The sequence below is a fragment of the Nocardiopsis sp. NPDC055824 genome (genome assembly GCF_053616335.1).
In genome coordinates, this window is the sequence record NZ_JBSHDN010000032.1 from 1 (window position 1) to 15,422 (window position 15,422).

Genomic DNA, 15,422 nt, shown 5'->3' on the forward strand with positions numbered 1-15,422 from the left:
GGGGCACCGGCCGACCTGGTGGCGTACGACCGCGATCCGACCGCGCACCCGGAGGTGCTGGGGCGGCCCGCGCGGATCGTCTCGCCGTTCCCCGCCCGGACGGGCGGCGGATCAGCCGGCGGCGACGGGCGCCGGCGGCCCCTCGGAGGCCTGCACGAGGACGAAGCCCTGCCCCTCGAAGGACAGCTGGACCGCCTCGCCGCTGCCGCGGCCGATCAGCGCCCCGGCCTTCATCGTGCGGCGCACGCCGGTGCGCAGAGTGCTGGACCAGGCCACGGCGGAGTCGGTGTCGACGAAGGTGGGCTGGTCGACGTTGATCAGCACGGGAGCGCCGTGGCAGGCGACGGCCACGCGGCCACGCCCGCCGAAGACCGTGTTGAACAGGCCGCCGGCCGCTATCCCGGCCCCCTCGACCCGGCGGATGTCCCAGCTCAGACCCCCCTCGAAGGCCAGCACGTTCTGACCGTTCACGGTGAGCTGCTCGTCCTCCAGGTCGATCAGGTGGACGTCCCAGGCGTCGCGGGCGAGGAACACGTCCCCGCGGCCGGAGACCTTCATCAGCGGCAGGCCCTCGCCCGTGAAGGCCTTCTTGAAGAACTTGCCGACGCCCCCCGCCCCCTCGTAGGAGAAGTCGACCTGCCCCTGGTAGGCGACCATGGCGCCCTGGCGGGCGTAGAACTCGCCGTTGAGGCCCACACGGAGCATCTTGTGGTTCTGGAGGTGCATGCCAGGCTGGGTGTTCTCCTGGGCCTGCTGGAAGAGCTGACTTCTCATGAACGATCCTCGATCGACGGTCACGTGTGCTCCTGGTGAGACGCTCCGGACGCGGAAAGGTTCCGCGTGCCGCCCCTGTTCTCCCGGGCTCCGTCCGCCTGTGCCCCCGCTTCCCCCGGGGCCGGGGGAAGCGCGGGGCGGGGCGCGGGGTCAGTCGGCAGCGACGATCCCGTGCACGAGGTCGTAGACCCGGCGCTTGGGCACGCCCGTCTCCTTGGCCACGCGGGTGATCGCCTCCTTGCGGCGCACGCCCTCCTCCTCCAGAGCGGCGACGGCGCCGGCCAGCTCCTCGTCCGTCGCCTCCCCCGCGCGCCCGCGGGCCCCCTCCACCACGACGGAGACCTCGCCCCGCACCCCGTCGGCCGCCCAGGCCGCCAGCTCCCCGAGCCCGCCCCGGCGCACCTCCTCGTAGGTCTTGGTCAGCTCCCGGCAGACGGCGGCCCTGCGGTCGGCGCCGAACGCGTCCGCCATCGCCCCCAGGGTCGCGGCGACGCGGTGCGGGCTCTCGAAGAACACCATGGTGCGGCGCTCCGCCGCCAGGTCGGCCAGGTACCCGCGGAGCCCCTTGCGGGGCGGGAAGCCCTCGAAGCAGAAGCGGTCGGTCGGCAGCCCGGACACGACGAGCGCGGTGGTGACGGCGGAGGGCCCGGGGATGGCCGTGACGGGGATGTCCTCCTCGGCGCAGGCGGCGGCGAGCCGGTAGCCGGGATCGGAGACCCCCGGCATCCCCGCGTCGGTCACGACGATGACGTCGCGGCCCTCCCTCAGGTCGGTCATCAGCTCGTCGGTGCGCCTCGCCTCGTTGGCGTCGTAGTACGACACCACGCGGGCCCCCTCGGCCCCGCCCAGGCGCACATCCGCACGCGAGGCGAACTGGCGTAGCCTGCGGGTGTCCTCGGCCGCGATGACACGTGCCTCCCCCAGGGCCCGGAGCAGCCGGGGCGGCGCGTCCTCCACGTTCCCGATGGGCAACCCGGCGAGAGTCAGGGTCCCGACCCTCCGCGTCGCAGCTCCGCCCTCAACCACTGTGATCCCCGTCCTGTCACGCTACGGTTGGCTCTATCACGCCACCCGAAACCTGGTTTCGTGGTACGTCCGCAATGGACAACCATCTCCGACCCCAACCTACGAGCCGAGATGACCTCCACCGCACTTTCCTCCGAGGCAGAGCCCTCGACGCCGCCCTCTCCGCCCCGCAGGGTCCCGCTGCGCGCACGGTTCCTGCCCGCCGATCCCTCCCCCTGGTGGCTGGCCTGGCTGGGGGCCTCCCTCGTCGCGCTGTTCGCCGGGGCGCTCAGGCTCTTCAACCTGGGGCAGCCCGAGCGGATCTACTTCGACGAGACCTACTACGCCAAGGACGCCTACGGGCTCTGGCGGTACGGCTACGAGCACGAGACCCGCGAGGAGCCGATCGAGGCCGACGACCTCCTCAACAGCGGCAGCCAGGACATCTTCGCGGGAGGCGGCGACTTCATCGTCCACCCCCCGGTCGGCAAGTGGATGATCGCCCTGGGCGACTGGGTCTGGTCGCTGTTCCCGTTCGGCGCCACGATGACCCCGGAGGGGTGGCGGTTCGCCGCGGCCCTGGCCGGCACGGTCTCGGTCCTCGTCCTGGTGCGCCTGGCCACCCGCATGACCCGGTCGCTGCTGCTGGGCTGCACGGCGGGCCTGATCATGGCGCTGGACGGCCTGCACTTCACGCTGAGCCGCATCGCCATGGTGGACATCTTCCTCACCCTGTGGATCCTCGCCGGGTTCACCTGCCTGGTCATCGACCGGGACAGGACGCGGGAGCGGCTCGTCCGGCTGTCGGAGGCGGGGGCGGACCTGGCGGCGGTGGGCTGGCTGGGGATGCGCTGGTGGCGGCTCGCGGCGGGGCTGTGCTTCGGGCTGGCGATCGGCACCAAGTGGTCGGCGCTGTTCTTCGTGGCGGCGTTCGGACTGCTCACGGTGGCGTGGGACTACGGGGCGCGGTCCAGCGTCGGCCAGGTGCGCCCGTTCTGGCGCTGGCTCGGGACCGACGCCGTGCCGGCGTTCCTCCAGACCGTGGTGGTGGCGGGGGTCGTCTACCTGGTCTCGTGGTCGGGCTGGCTGTTCACGCGGGGCGGCTACAACCGCGACTACGCGGACGGGATGCTGCCGGACGTGGTCCCCGGGTTCCTGCACGCCCCGGTGGAGGCGCTGTGGAGCCTGTGGGACTACCACCGGCGGATGATGGGGTTCCACACCGAGCTCACCAGCGACCACTCCTACATCTCCGCTCCGTGGGAGTGGCTCGTCATGCGCACACCGGTGATGTTCCACTACAACGGCGAGGCCGTCGGCTGCGGGACCGGCAACTGCGTGACCTCGGTCGTGTCGATCGGCACGCCGATCATCTGGTGGGTCAGCCTGCTCGCCCTGGTCGTCATGTTCGCCTGGTGGGTGACCTTCCGCGACTGGCGCGCGGGCGCGGTGCTGCTGGCCGTCGCCGCGGGGTGGCTGCCGTGGTTCGCCTACCCGGACCGCCCCATGTTCCTCTTCTACGCGCTCCCGCTCCTGCCCTTCCTCGTCCTGGCGATCGTGCTTGCGCTCGGCCTGGTGATGGGGGCAGGGGACGACAGCCCGCGTTTCGCCCCCTATCTGAGGGCGGGCGGAGGCATCGTCTACGGCGTCGTCCTGTTGTTGATCGTCGCCTACTTCGCGTACTTCTATCCGGTGTTGGCCGCCTATCCGATCGAGGAGTCGGTCTGGCGGGAACGCCTCTGGTTCGACGTGTGGATCTACGGCAACGACGCTTCCTGAACCACCGGTGGAGAACACGCATTCCGCCGATCTCCATTAGTGGCAGAGAGAGCGGAAAGCAACAGTTTCCAGTAGCCGAAACAGGACACCGGGGAAGGGCGGATTCCTGCCGCGAAAGGCTCGGCACGGCACCACCCTCCCTGGTACTGTCTGCAACTGGTTGCTGTTGTAGTTTCCATGGATGCCCGAGGCGCCTCGCGGAACTTCACGTGGGCGCTCGTCGATACGGGGATTACTCGTCGGTTCGGCGCCCGGCGACCCGGGGCCAGCAGGGTGCGGCCCCGCCGTAGTCCCCAAGGGAGAGCACATGGCTCAGGGCACCGTGAAGTGGTTCAACTCTGAGAAGGGTTTCGGGTTCATCGCCGTCGAGGGTGGTCAGCCCGACGTGTTCGTGCACTATTCGGCGATCACGGGCACCGGCTTCCGGAACCTGGAAGAGGACCAGAAGGTCGAGTTCGACATCATCCAGGGCCCGAAGGGCCCGCAGGCGGCGGACGTTCGAGCGATCTAGACCGCCGCACGTGCGTTTCCCCAGCCCTCCGCTCTCCGAGTGGGGGGCTGGTCCGCGTTCCGTCTCCCAGGTGTGACCGGGGCAGGGTTACCGCACCCGGCTGATACCGGTTAACCTGCATGGGGCCGGTAGGTACACCGAGGGACGAGGGTCGCGCATGTTCAACATCAGCGGGGTGGAGTTCGTCATCCTCCTCCTTCTCGCGCTGCTGATCTTCGGGCCCGACCAGCTGCCGAAGGCCGCCCAGCAGGTCGGGCGGGTCCTGAGACAACTGCGGACCATGGCCAACTCGGCGTCCAACGACATCAAGGAGGGGCTGGGCCCGGAGTTCAAGGACTTCGACGTCCAGGACCTCAACCCCAAGCGCTTCGTGCAGAAGCACTTCTGGGAGGAAGAGGAGCAGGAGAGGAAGCCCGCGGCGCGCCTCAACGGCAAGCGCCCGCCCTTCGACGACGAGGCCACCTGACCCCGTCCGCTCCGCAGCCGGCCCTCCCCGCGCCCTCACCCCACGAGCATGAGCACGAACAGGCCCAGGCCGAGCAGGATCACCGAGCCGGTGATGATCGCCGGTGAGCCGAACGCCAGGATGAGCACCTCCACCGCGAGCGCGCCCCCGACGGCGCCCGCCGCCCACGGCCAGCGCGGCGCGGGGTCCCACCCGTGGCGGCGCTCACGCACGACGGTGACCGCGAACGCGACCGCGATGAGCAGCCAGAACACCAGGTGGGCGAAGGCGCGGGTCTCCGGCTCGACGTAGTCGGCCATCCCCCCGACCACCATCACGTAGGTGAGCGTCCCGGCGAGCAGCCGCCAGTGGCCCCCGCTCCTGTGCGCCGGGATCGTCCTGAGGCGGGCCGGCGTGGTGCGCCGGAAGCGCTCCGCCGCGGCCAACGGCCCGCCCTCCTCGTCCCCGGCCGGTCGGACCGTGGTCTCCGGAGGCGGCTGCGGGGGTTCGGGCCGGGGGCCGGGCGGCTCGTACCCTCCGGCCGGAGCCGGTTCCTCCGGGTACTCGTAGCCGCCGGGGGGCTGGGGGGAATCGGGCACGGTCCGCCCCTTCACGGTTGGCGGGACCCGGCCCTGGCCGGACCGGGGGTCGTGTCCGTGTCCCTACCCGGTGCGGTCCGCCGTCAAATCAGCGCGCCGCGAACCGTCGGCCGGCGGAGCGGGGCCGACCGGGCGCCGGAAGGACGAAGGGCCCACCCGATCATGGATCGGACAGGCCCGGGCTTCGGGGTTCAGTGAAACCCGTTCGGCGGACTGGTTACAGCCAGGACCACCCGTTGTTACGGACGGTCATCGCGTGCGTGGTCATGGCATCTACCTTTCGTTTGGCTTCCAGCCCATCCCACGACCACGATGTCGTGGGGTGCTCTGTTCACGCAAGACCCGGAGTGAAACATTCATCGTTTTACGACACGGGGACCGGAAAAATCACCGTGCTCACCTTCCACATAAACGACCTCGACGCGTCTTCGCAGTTCAGAGGGGCTGCTATTCATGTACATGACACTCACCCTGCCCCACGACCTGCCAAAACAAGCCCACCCATCCGCAAAATACATTCCACACGGATAACAGAGAGCGACAGTGGCGAACGTGAACTCCGAGTGAAGACCGGAGCTATTCTTCGACCGACTCCCCCCGAAATCCGCAGGGTGACGGGCGGACACCATCCAGGATCTCACGGACAGAGTGCCAGAAAACGGAGGTATCCACATCTTTTCACCGCGAACTCGTCACCCCTGACGGTGACAGCGCGTCATGGACTCCCTGGCACGCCGGGCGACGACCGTCCGACGATCGGATCTCGGCGCCGAGTTTCGGTCACCCGCTAAGGCTCATAACCACCAGCCCCTTCTGGTCCGCCGCCCCGGGGGCGGCCTCCCCCGGGGAGCGCCGGGCCCCCGCCCCGAGGGGTCGGGAGCGGAGGGGACGGGAGGACCGCGGGTCCCCCGCCGGGGGCTCCCGCACGCGGGCCCGGCGCCCGCGGCCCGCGCGGTCCCGCCGGACGCCGGGCGCCCCGGAGGAGCCGCCTCCGGAGCCCGCGGTCGGCGTCCTCGACCCGGGGTCCCAGCGCCCCCCGATGCCCCTCAGTGCCCCTCCGGCGCCCCGCAGGGGCGCCGGGGCGTCCGCCTCCCGTCACCCGGGCCGCGGAGCCCGCCCGCGGCCGCCGGGGCGCCGTTCCGCCGGTGCCGGGACCGGGCCCGGCGCGGTCGCCGCAGCAGGGGCCGGCAACGGCCGCGGAACCGCGTCCGGCGGGATCAGCCGGACCCGGTTCCCGGCACTCCCCCCGAGGGGCCGGACACCGGGCCGAACAGGAGCCCCGCGCTCCGGCGTGTGATGGTGAGCAGGTCGGTGTCCTCGAACAGCCGCCGGACGCCGGACCTGTCGAGGTTGCCGGTGAGGGCGAGGGTCGCGATGCCGTGCACGATCGCCCAGCCGGCGACCACGGCCGCGGCGCCGTCCTCGACGGGGCGCCCCTCCTCGGCCAGTGACCTCACACCGCCCTGGAGCTCGGCGAACGCCGCCTCGCGCGCGGCCTCCAGCTCCTCGTCGCCCTCGCCCAGCAGGGTGGGCGCGAACATCACCTGGAAGTGGGCCGGGCGGTCCGTGGCGAACCGCACGTACTCGACCCCCGCCTCCAGGAACCCTCCACCGGCCTCCCGGTCGGCCCTCAGCCGCGCGGCGAGGTCCCGGAACCCCTCGACGGCCAGGGCGTTGAGCACGCCCTCGCGGCTCCCGAAGTGGTGTCGCGGGGCCGTGTGGCTCACCCCGAGGTCGGCCGCGAGCGAGCGCAGGCTGAAGGAGTAGGGCCCCTCCCTCTCGATGACCTCCGCGGCCCGTTCCAGGACGGCGGCCCGCAGGTTTCCGTGGTGGTATCCGTCTGCCATGACTCGAACTGTACGCCGGTAAGTTTCCGGCGTGAAGATGACGGGCGGCTCCTGCCGGGAAACCCCCCGGGAGCCCGGGGGTAGTCTGTGGGGCACCGGCCCGCCCCGTCTCAGGGGATGGACACTTCGCCGGTGAAACTCGGGGCTCCGGTCCGGAAACGACCGCCCGCCGCAGGGAAGAGCAGTGCCCCTCGGTCCGGGGCCGCACGGCAAGGGGTCCGCGTCCGACCGGGCGCGGGCCCCTTCCGCCTCTCCCGTCCAGCGGCGGCCGCGGGCGCCCCGGACACACCGGAGGGGCCGCGGCGGCGGCCCCTCGACGCGCCCTCGGTCGGGCCGCGAAAAAAATCCAGGCGGGCCCGTCCCGAAGGACGTGACCCGCCTGGTCTTCTGGTGGAGCTATGGGGATTTGAACCCCAGACCCCCTCGATGCGAACGAGGTGCGCTACCGGACTGCGCCATAGCCCCGAAGACGAGTTAAACGATAGCAGGAATCCCGGGGTGGTCCGAACCGACCGTTCCACCCCGGGCCGGGGTCAGTCCCCGGCGGCTCGCAGACGCGCGTCCGCGTACTGGTCGTACACCTGGCTGCGCCGCTCCTGGAGGGCGATGACCTTGGCCTCGCGCTCGGCGTCGACGCGCTGCTCCTCCTCGGCCCTGCGGGCGCGGAGCACGGCCCTGCGGCGGGCCCGCGCGGCCGCCTCCCGCTGCTCGGCGTCGGCCTTGGCCGCCTCCCGGAGGAGGATCAGGTGCCCGGAGAGCAGGAGCACCGGCGGGGCGATCACCCACCACGGCCCCAGCCCCAGCGAGACGGCGGCGGCCGTGGCGACGGTCACCAGCGTGAGCACGCTGGTGCGGCGCCGGCGGCGGGCGATCACCCGCGCACGCGGCTCGCGGCCGGCCCGGTACTGCTCCCGGGCCCGGTCGATCTCCTGCGCGCCGCGCACCCCGGGATCGGGCTCCAGGTCGTCCCGGTGGATGACCTGGGTCTCGGTGAGGTCGGGGTCTTCGTCGTCGGCCCGGCCGTCGACGTCCTCCCCGGGCCCGTCGGCGCCGGGCTCGCCGGGACCCTCGTCGTCCCCGCGCTGCTCGTCGTAGACGACCTCCGCGGAGTCCTTGCGCAACAACATCGGCACAAGGACTATGAGCCACACCACCACGATGGCCAGGTACAGAGGAGAGCTGCTCATCACCCCTCCTCACGATGACGGCCACTGGACGTTGATCGACACGTCGTCGACACCGCGTCGCGTGGTACCCCCGGTCCTCCCGGATGTAGAGACGTCTCCCGCTGGGACATCGTTCCGGACCCGCCTCGGGTCCGGGGTGATTCCCGGGAGCCATATCCACGCGTTGGCCGCATCGTCAATGCGTCTATGTTCCGCACGGTACGACCCCGTGTCCATAAATGCGCCACATTCCGACCGGAGTGTCGCAAGATTGTGGACCCCCAGTTTCGGCCGCCCGACGCCCGGGGGTAAAAACGCAGGTCAGTAGTTGACTGCGGAGCGCAGTCCCAATTCAACGCAAAGTAATGAGTCAATGTCGCTAAAGCGAGGTTTAGACGCCGAGCGCAACCGTGATCGTGCCACGTTCAGTTCGCCCCGGACTGCGGACTCGCCGGGTCCCGCGGATCTCCGCCGCCGTTCGGGCCCTGTGACCCCAAAGCGGAACCGGGGCCGGAACCGGACCCCGAGGACGACCCGTCGCGCCAGCGGCGCAGCATTCCCTGGGGGACCTCCTCCGACGTGATCGCGTAGCAGATGTGGTCGCGCCATGCCCCGTCGATGTGCAGCTGGCGCCTGCGCACCCCCTCGTCCCGGAACCCCAGCTTGGCGACCACCCGCCTGCTCGCCCGGTTCTCCGGGCGGATGTTGGCCTCGATCCGGTGGAGGCCGACCCCGAAGAACGCGTGGTCGACCGCGAGCGCGACCGCCGTCGGGGTGACGCCCCGGCCTGCGTAGGCGCTGTCGATCCAGTAGCCGACCTGGGCCGAACGCGCCGAGCCCCACACGATGGCGCCCACCGTGAGCTGGCCGACGAACCGGCCGTCGTAGGTCACCGACCACGGCATGGACAGGCCCTGTCTGGCCTCTCTCCGGATGGACTGGAGCATCGCGACGTAGGGCGCCAGCCCCGTGGTGCGCAGCGGCATCTCGGGATACGTGGGCTCCCACGGACGCAGCCACTCCTCGTTGCGCGAGCGGGTGTCACGCAGTGCGACGGCGTCGCGGAGCCGCAGGGGTCTGAGCGCGACCGGCCCCTCCTCCAGAGTGACGGGCCACCCTTGTCTGCGATTCACGACCGTCCCTTCGATCCCCCCGGCGCCACCGCCCGGGGGCGCGCCACCGGGGACGGAGGCGCCGGACCCCCCGCGTCGGTGACGGGTTCCAGTATTCCACTCCGCACGGGTGACGTGGCGGGCGTCACTCTCACAACGCGGGAATCGGCTGATTCCTAACTCCAATACTCACGCACCGAAAAGCGATCCAAGGTCAAAGAATGATCGAGGGACGGAATGCCCGGCCTGTGATTCCGGTCATTGTTCGGCGTCATTCGGGGCGGGCGTGATCTCCGCCACGCAGTTGGTCCAAGGCATGGCCGAGCACCGGCTCCAGCACGTCCATCCCGTCGTTCGCGCCTCCCCGGGAACCGGGCAGGTTGACCACGAGCATCCGGTGGCCTCCCCTCTCCGCCACCCCGGCCAGCCCCCGCGACAGGATCGCGGTGGGCACGCCCTTGTCACGGCCCGCCGCGCGCAGCGCCTCGGCGATCCCCGGGATCTCGTACGACAGCAGGGGCCGGGTCGCCTGGGGCGTGAGGTCCTGCGGCGTGAGCCCCGTGCCTCCGGTCGTGACGACCGCGTCGGCCCCCTCGTCCAGGGCCCGGGAGATCGCCTCCGCCACCGGGGCCCCGTCCGGAACCACCCACGGACCGACGACCGCGAAGCCCGCGGCGCGCAGCCGGTCGGCGACCACGGGCCCCGACCGGTCCGGGTAGACCCCGGCCGCCGCCCGGTTGGACGCCGTCACCACCGCGACGCGGCGCGTACGGCCCCCCGGCTCACTCACCGCCGCCACCGCGCCTCCAGTGGCCCTTGCGCCCGCCGGTCTTCTCCTCGACCCGCACCCGGGTGACCTCGGCCCCGGGGTCGATGGCCTTGACCATGTCGACCAGGCCGAGGGCCGCGGTCATGACGCAGGTGAGCGCCTCCATCTCCACGCCGGTGCGGTCGGCCGTGCGCACCGTGGCGCTGATGTCGACCCCCTCGTCCACGACGGCGAGGTCCACCTCCACGCCGTGCACGGCGATGGGGTGGCACAGCGGCACCAGGTCGGGGGTGCGCTTGGCCCCCTGGATGCCCGCGATCCGCGCGACGGCCAGCGCGTCGCCCTTGGGCACCGTCCCCCCGCGCAGGGCGGCGACCGCCTCCGCGCCGAGCAGGACGCGGCCGGTGGCCGTGGCCGTGCGCGTGCTCACGCGCTTCTCCGAGACGTCGACCATGCGCGCCGCGCCGGAGGCGTCCAGGTGGGTGAAGCCGGAGGGGTGGTCTGCCCCCTCCGTCCGTGGGGTGTCGCTCATCGGTCCGCCAGCTTCTGCGCTCGTACGCGGAACACGGCCGGGACGGCGGTGTCCGGGCGCGCCGCGGCGCGCCATCCACGACCGTACGGCACCCCGGCGACGGTCCGCCCACCGATCCGCGAACTCCCGGACCGCCGCACCCGGGGGAGGCCGGACGCGCGGGCCGCCCCTCAGGCGGGATCGGGGAGGCGCACCACGTCGACGGCTCCGCCCGCGGCCAGCTCCGTGGTCTCCTCCGGCACGACGATCAGCGCGTTGGCCCCGGCGAGCGCGGAGAGCTGGTGGGAGTCCTGGCGCAGGGCCGGGGACACCGTGGGGGCGGCCTCGCGCCCGTGCGGCGACTCCTCCAGGACGCCGCGCAGGTAGGAGCGGCGGCCCTTCGGCGAGGTCACAGGGGCGGTGAGGACCGCGCGCGCGGTCGGCAGCCCCCGGGGGTCGAGCCCGCGCAGGCGGCGCAGCGCGGGGAGGACGAAGATCTGGAACGACACGAAGGCGCTCACGGGGTTGCCCGGGAGGGTGACGATCGGGGTCCGGTCCGGGCCGATCGCCCCGAAGCCCTGGGGCTTGCCCGGCTGCATCGCCACCTGTGTGAACTCCACGGTGCCCTCCCGCGTGAGCACCTCCTTGACGACGTCGTACGCGCCCATGCTCACACCGCCGGTCGTGATCACGATGTCGGCCCGCACCAGCAGGCCCTCCAGCGTGTCCAGCACCGTCCGGGGGTCGTCCCCGACGAAACCGTGGCGGTGGACCTCGCACCCGGCGTCGCGGGCGGCCGCCGCGATCATGAAGCTGTTGGACTCCCAGATCTGGCCGGGCCCGAGCGGGCGCCCCGGCTCGACCAGCTCCTCACCGGTGGAGAGCACGACGACGCGCGGCCGGGGGTACACGGACACCGAGCGGCGGCCGACGGCCGCCAGCACGCCCATCTCCCCCGCGCCGATGCGCCCGCCCGGCCGGAGCACGACCGCGCCCTCGACCACGTCGCCCCCGGCCGGGCGCACCGCGTTGCCGACGCGGACCGGGCGGTCGACGGCCACCGTGGCCACGCCGCCGTCGGTCCACTCGACCGGCACGACCGCGTCCGCCCCGGAGGGCATCGGAGCACCGGTCATGATGCGCGCGCACAGGCCCGGGCGGACCGCCGCGGGGGAGGGGTCGCCGGCGGGGATGTCGCCGACCACCGGCAGGCGGACCGGGGAGTCGGCCGTGGCCGGCTCCAGGTCGGCGGCGCACACGGCGTACCCGTCCATGGCCGAGTTGTCGAAGCCCGGCAGCGACACCGGCGAGGTGACGGTCTCGGCGAGCACCGAGCCGTGTGCCCGGAGCAGGTCCAGCTCGGTGGGCTGCGGGTCGGCGATCAGTGCCAGGACGTCGGCGACGTGCTGTTCGACGCTCTTCACGGGGGTTCCTCCGTTGTCGCGGTTCCTGGGGCGGAGCGTCTCCCCTCCCTCAGGAGTTGATGCGCATCCCATTGTCACCACGTCCGGCCCCGTGTGCGCGGCCTCCCGGCGCCGCCGGGCCGTGCCGGGCCCGCGGGCGGGCGCCCCCGGTGCGGGTCAGGGGCGTCCGGCGTCCTGGCGCTCGACGAAGTCGCGCAGCCACGGCAGGAGCTCGTCCGCGAGGTCGGGCCGGCGGCAGGCGAAGTCCACCACCGTGCGGATGTAGTCGGCCTTGTTCCCCGTGTCGTAGCGGCGGCCGCGGAACAGGACGCCGTGCACGGTCCCGCCGTCCTCGGGCTTGCGCCGGGCGAGCTCGCGCAGGGCGTCGGTGAGCTGGATCTCCCCCCCGCGGCCGGGCGGGGTCTCGTGCAGGACGGGGAAGACCGCCGGATCGCAGACGTAGCGGCCGATGATCGCCCAGCGGCTCGGGGCGTGCTCCGGCGCGGGCTTCTCGACCAGGTCGGTGACGGCGACGACGTCCTCCTCGTCGGTGGGCTCGATGCCCGCGCACCCGTACAGGGAGACCTGCTCGGGCTCCACCTCCATGAGGGCGACGACGCTGCCCCCGCGCCTCTCCCGCACCTCGATCATGCGGCGCAGCAGGTCGGCCGACTCGATGAGGTCGTCACCGAGCAGCACGGCGAACGGGTTGTCGCCCACGTGCGCCTCCGCGCACAGGACCGCGTGGCCGAGTCCCCTGGGCTCCCCCTGGCGGACGTAGTGGACCTGGGCGAGGTCGCTGGACTCGCGCACCGAGCGCAGCCGGGCGTCGTCGCCCTTGGCCTCCAGTGCCTCCTCCAGCTCGTAGGCCCTGTCGAAGTGGTCCTCGATGGAGCGCTTGCTGCGTCCCGTGATCATCAGGACGTCCTTGAGGTCGGCGGCGACCGCCTCCTCCACGACGTACTGGATCGCGGGCTTGTCCACGATCGGCAGCATCTCCTTGGGCGTGGCCTTGGTCGCGGGGAGGAACCGCGTGCCCAGGCCGGCCGCGGGCACGACCGCCTTGGTGACGGGCGCGGACGCGGAGGGTCGCTTCTGCTCGGTGGCGTCGTTCATGTCGGCACTTTAGGACAGTCCCCGGCCGTCTCGGCGCCCCGACGCCCGGCCGGGCGCCAAGAAGTCCCCGCTCTTTCGGGCGGCGGAGCGCAAACCGCCACCGGGCGTTCACCGCCCGGGGCAGGCTCCGCCGGACGCGCCCGGACCGCCCCGGCGGGAGCGGCCCCCTCGCCGCCCGGTCCGTCCCGCTGCCACACTGGCCCCATGAGCGGGAGCAGCGGTGACGGCGGTCCGTCGGAGAAGGCCCGGCTGCGCGGGGACGTCCTCGCCCGGCGGCGGGCCCGGGGCGCGGAGGAGCGCGCGCGGGTCGGGTCGGCGGTCCGGGACGCCCTGATGGGCGTCCCGTGGCTCGCCATGGGCGGGACGGTCGCGTGCTACTACTCCGTCGGCGGGGAGCCCGGCACCCGCAAGCTGGTGACGGCCCTGTGGAAGCGCGGCACGTACGTGCTGCTGCCCGTGTTCCTGCCCGGCGGCGACCTGGACTGGGCGGCCTTCGACGGGCCCGAGGGCCTGGCCCCGGCCGGGCACGGCCTGGTGGAGCCCACCGGGCACCGCTACGGCCCCGGGGCGCTCGCCCGGGCGGACGCCGTGGTCTGCCCCGCCCTCGCCGTGGACCGGAACGGGAACCGGCTCGGCCGGGGCGCCGGCTGCTACGACCGCGCACTCGCGCACAAGGGCCCGCACACCCCGGCGATCGCCCTGGTGCACGACGACGAGCTCGTGGACTCCCTGCCCGCCGAGCCGCACGACCGGCCGGTGGACGCCGTCCTCACACCCGGCGGCGGCCTGCGCGTGTTCGCGGGCGGGGTGTGGCCCGGGGGAGACGACACCGTGTGACGCGGGTCCCCGGCGCGGACGGCGGCCCGCGGACGCGCGGGCCGGGTGGCGGTCCCGCCGAAGGACGGCCCGAGCACGGACGGCGGCCCGCGGACGGGGTGCGGACCGCCCGCCGGGGGCGCCCTCGCGGGGAGGAGCGGTCCGGGAGGGCCCCGGGCAGCCGGCCGGGGCGTCCTTCCCGGCCCGTGGCGGCGGGGATTATCCCGCCCGGGCCGGGCGTTGTCCCTGGCGGTCGCGCCCCGGCGACGCCACCGTTCCGGCACCTGGGCCGCTGCCGCGCGCTCGGCGCGAGGTGCTGTCGCGGCTCCGGTCGGCGAGCGCGTACTATTTAGCAGTCAACGGGCGAGAGTGCCAGCAAGGAGGACCCGGAACAGTGCCTACGTACCAGTACGCGTGCACCGAGTGCGACGCCCAGATGGAGGTCGTGCAGAGCTTCAGCGACGACGCGCTGACCGTCTGCCCCGAGTGCGAGGGACGCCTGCGCAAGGTGTACTCCGCCGTGGGAATCGTCTTCAAGGGCTCCGGCTTCTACCGCACCGACAGCGGCAAGACCTCCAACAGCTCCGTCCTGACCGGGTCCAACGCCGGTTCCGGCGACGGCAAGGACTCCGGCTCCTCCGAGTCCGGCGGCACCGCCTCCTCCGGCACGGACGCCAAGAGCTCCTCCGGCGACTCGGGCTCCAAGGCGGGCACCGGCGCCGGCACGAGCACCAGCACCAGCACGACCAGCAGCACCGCCGCCGCGGCAGGTTAGCCGCAGGGCCGTTGACCGACGCAGCGCCGCCGAACACTCGGCGGCGCTCGGCACGTCCGGCCTGTGGACAACGGCCGCACGGCCCCGCCGCGGCCTAGCGTTGGAACATGACCAGCGCACCACCCCCCTACCGGCACCGCCGGGCGCTCACCCGCCTGCTGGACCGGCACCGGCGCGTCGTCGCCGCCCTCCTCGCGGCCGCCGCGCTCCTCAGCGCCGTTCTGGCGGTGCGCCCGCCCCCGGAGCCGGCCGGCCTCGTCCTCGTCGCCGCCAGGGACCTCGACGCCACGTCACCGCTCGCCGCGGGCGACCTCGCCCCGCGCCCCCTGCCCTCCGACGCGGTGCCGGACGGCGCGCTCCCGGCCGACACGGAGGCGGCGGGCCTCTCCCTCACGTCCCCGGTGCGCCGGGGCGAGGTGATCACCGACGCCCGCCTCTCCGACCCTCCCGCGGGCCCGTACGGGCCCGGCCTGGTGGCCGTCCCCGTACGGGTCTCCGACCCCGGTGCGGTCGGGCTCCTCTCCCCCGGCAGCCGGGTGGACGTCCTCGCCGCGGGGAGCCCCGACGAGTTCGCCCCGGTGCGCGCGGGGCCCGCCGTGGAGGTGGTCAGCGACCGTCCCGTCCTCGCCCTTCCGGCCGAGTCCGACCGGGGCGGCGGGGGAGGTGCGCTGATCCTCATCGCCGCGACGCCCGCGGAGGCCCGGAGCCTGGCGGGGCACGCCACGGCGTCACGCCTGTCCATCACCATTCGCGGTTGACCGATGACGTGTGGTGGTGAAAGCTGGCGGGCGCCG

16 protein-coding genes and 1 tRNA gene are annotated in these 15,422 nt (G+C 73.1%); 6 read left to right on the forward strand and 11 right to left on the reverse strand.

What is annotated here, in order from left to right; genetic code table 11:
- Window positions 1-111 precede the first annotated feature (111 nt).
- Window positions 112-774, reverse strand: coding sequence for an AIM24 family protein (locus tag ACWGL3_RS09840; RefSeq protein WP_267948039.1), 663 nt, complete (start codon window positions 772-774; stop codon window positions 112-114).
- Window positions 775-924: 150 nt separating this feature from the next.
- Window positions 925-1,800 carry a 16S rRNA (cytidine(1402)-2'-O)-methyltransferase gene (gene rsmI / locus ACWGL3_RS09845; protein ID WP_267948038.1) on the reverse strand — a complete coding sequence of 292 codons (876 nt, stop codon included), beginning with the start codon at window positions 1,798-1,800 and terminating at the stop codon, window positions 925-927.
- Between the two features lie 111 nt (window positions 1,801-1,911).
- On the opposite strand from rsmI, the gene ACWGL3_RS09850 reads away from it, so the two are divergent.
- The 3 genes from ACWGL3_RS09850 (at window position 1,912) to ACWGL3_RS09860 (ending at window position 4,535) form a co-directional block, all read left to right on the forward strand.
- Entirely contained in the window at window positions 1,912-3,558 is a 1,647-nt protein-coding gene (locus ACWGL3_RS09850) for a dolichyl-phosphate-mannose--protein mannosyltransferase (RefSeq protein ID WP_452461154.1), read from the forward strand.
- Window positions 3,559-3,865: 307 nt separating this feature from the next.
- A complete protein-coding gene (locus tag ACWGL3_RS09855; RefSeq protein ID WP_267948036.1) occupies window positions 3,866-4,069 on the forward strand; it encodes a cold-shock protein in 204 nt (67 codons plus the stop codon).
- Between the two features lie 157 nt (window positions 4,070-4,226).
- The gene (locus tag ACWGL3_RS09860; RefSeq protein WP_267948035.1) at window positions 4,227-4,535 is read left to right on the forward strand and encodes a sec-independent translocase; all 309 of its coding nucleotides are present in this window, start codon (window positions 4,227-4,229) and stop codon (window positions 4,533-4,535) included.
- A 35-nt stretch (window positions 4,536-4,570) separates the two neighbouring features.
- Here ACWGL3_RS09860 and ACWGL3_RS09865 read toward each other — a convergent pair whose 3' ends face one another.
- The 9 genes from ACWGL3_RS09865 to galU form a co-directional block, all read right to left on the reverse strand.
- Window positions 4,571-5,113: a hypothetical protein gene (locus tag ACWGL3_RS09865; RefSeq protein WP_267948034.1), complete on the reverse strand. Its 543-nt coding sequence runs from the start codon at window positions 5,111-5,113 to the stop codon at window positions 4,571-4,573.
- 1,217 nt (window positions 5,114-6,330) lie between these two features.
- A complete protein-coding gene (locus ACWGL3_RS09870; RefSeq protein WP_267948033.1) occupies window positions 6,331-6,960 on the reverse strand; it encodes a TetR/AcrR family transcriptional regulator in 630 nt (209 codons plus the stop codon).
- Window positions 6,961-7,348: 388 nt separating this feature from the next.
- Window positions 7,349-7,425: transfer RNA gene (locus tag ACWGL3_RS09875), tRNA-Ala, on the reverse strand.
- Window positions 7,426-7,493: 68 nt separating this feature from the next.
- On the reverse strand, window positions 7,494-8,147 hold the full coding sequence (gene sepX, locus ACWGL3_RS09880; protein ID WP_267948032.1) for a divisome protein SepX/GlpR: 654 nt from the start codon (window positions 8,145-8,147) through the stop codon (window positions 7,494-7,496).
- 404 nt (window positions 8,148-8,551) lie between these two features.
- On the reverse strand, window positions 8,552-9,259 hold the full coding sequence (locus tag ACWGL3_RS09885; protein WP_452461155.1) for a GNAT family N-acetyltransferase: 708 nt from the start codon (window positions 9,257-9,259) through the stop codon (window positions 8,552-8,554).
- A gap of 250 nt (window positions 9,260-9,509) precedes the next feature.
- Window positions 9,510-10,028 carry a MogA/MoaB family molybdenum cofactor biosynthesis protein gene (locus ACWGL3_RS09890; protein WP_267948030.1) on the reverse strand — a complete coding sequence of 173 codons (519 nt, stop codon included), beginning with the start codon at window positions 10,026-10,028 and terminating at the stop codon, window positions 9,510-9,512.
- Window positions 10,021-10,539, reverse strand: a complete 519-nt coding sequence (gene moaC / locus ACWGL3_RS09895; RefSeq protein WP_267948029.1) for a cyclic pyranopterin monophosphate synthase MoaC — start codon at window positions 10,537-10,539, stop codon at window positions 10,021-10,023. Before moaC ends, ACWGL3_RS09890 begins: the two co-directional genes overlap by 8 nt.
- A 170-nt stretch (window positions 10,540-10,709) precedes the next feature.
- Entirely contained in the window at window positions 10,710-11,942 is a 1,233-nt protein-coding gene (gene glp / locus ACWGL3_RS09900; protein ID WP_267948028.1) for a molybdotransferase-like divisome protein Glp, read from the reverse strand.
- 156 nt (window positions 11,943-12,098) lie between these two features.
- On the reverse strand, window positions 12,099-13,037 hold the full coding sequence (gene galU, locus ACWGL3_RS09905) for a UTP--glucose-1-phosphate uridylyltransferase GalU (RefSeq protein WP_267948027.1): 939 nt from the start codon (window positions 13,035-13,037) through the stop codon (window positions 12,099-12,101).
- A gap of 204 nt (window positions 13,038-13,241) precedes the next feature.
- Here galU and ACWGL3_RS09910 point away from each other — a divergent pair, with 204 nt between their 5' ends.
- The 3 genes from ACWGL3_RS09910 (at window position 13,242) to ACWGL3_RS09920 (ending at window position 15,386) form a co-directional block, all read left to right on the forward strand.
- Complete coding sequence (locus ACWGL3_RS09910; protein WP_267948026.1) at window positions 13,242-13,874, forward strand: 5-formyltetrahydrofolate cyclo-ligase; 633 nt, start codon at window positions 13,242-13,244, stop codon at window positions 13,872-13,874.
- 373 nt (window positions 13,875-14,247) lie between these two features.
- Window positions 14,248-14,628: an FmdB family zinc ribbon protein gene (locus ACWGL3_RS09915; RefSeq protein ID WP_267948025.1), complete on the forward strand. Its 381-nt coding sequence runs from the start codon at window positions 14,248-14,250 to the stop codon at window positions 14,626-14,628.
- Between the two features lie 107 nt (window positions 14,629-14,735).
- Window positions 14,736-15,386 (forward strand): SAF domain-containing protein, encoded by a 651-nt coding sequence (locus tag ACWGL3_RS09920; RefSeq protein WP_267948024.1) that lies wholly within the window; start codon window positions 14,736-14,738, stop codon window positions 15,384-15,386.
- Window positions 15,387-15,422: the final 36 nt, after the last annotated feature.

What these genes read in the sequence shown, in the direction of transcription:
- galU (WP_267948027.1), bottom strand. Translation starts at nt 13,037, where the DNA reads ATGAACGACGCCACCGAGCAGAAGCGACCCTCCGCGTCCGCGCCCGTC.
- ACWGL3_RS09870 (WP_267948033.1), bottom strand. Translation starts at nt 6,960, where the DNA reads ATGGCAGACGGATACCACCACGGAAACCTGCGGGCCGCCGTCCTGGAA.
- moaC (WP_267948029.1), bottom strand. Translation starts at nt 10,539, where the DNA reads ATGAGCGACACCCCACGGACGGAGGGGGCAGACCACCCCTCCGGCTTC.
- ACWGL3_RS09840 (WP_267948039.1), bottom strand. Translation starts at nt 774, where the DNA reads ATGAGAAGTCAGCTCTTCCAGCAGGCCCAGGAGAACACCCAGCCTGGC.
- ACWGL3_RS09910 (WP_267948026.1), top strand. Translation starts at nt 13,242, where the DNA reads ATGAGCGGGAGCAGCGGTGACGGCGGTCCGTCGGAGAAGGCCCGGCTG.
- ACWGL3_RS09860 (WP_267948035.1), top strand. Translation starts at nt 4,227, where the DNA reads ATGTTCAACATCAGCGGGGTGGAGTTCGTCATCCTCCTCCTTCTCGCG.
- ACWGL3_RS09850 (WP_452461154.1), top strand. Translation starts at nt 1,912, where the DNA reads ATGACCTCCACCGCACTTTCCTCCGAGGCAGAGCCCTCGACGCCGCCC.
- ACWGL3_RS09920 (WP_267948024.1), top strand. Translation starts at nt 14,736, where the DNA reads ATGACCAGCGCACCACCCCCCTACCGGCACCGCCGGGCGCTCACCCGC.
- sepX (WP_267948032.1), bottom strand. Translation starts at nt 8,147, where the DNA reads ATGAGCAGCTCTCCTCTGTACCTGGCCATCGTGGTGGTGTGGCTCATA.
- ACWGL3_RS09855 (WP_267948036.1), top strand. Translation starts at nt 3,866, where the DNA reads ATGGCTCAGGGCACCGTGAAGTGGTTCAACTCTGAGAAGGGTTTCGGG.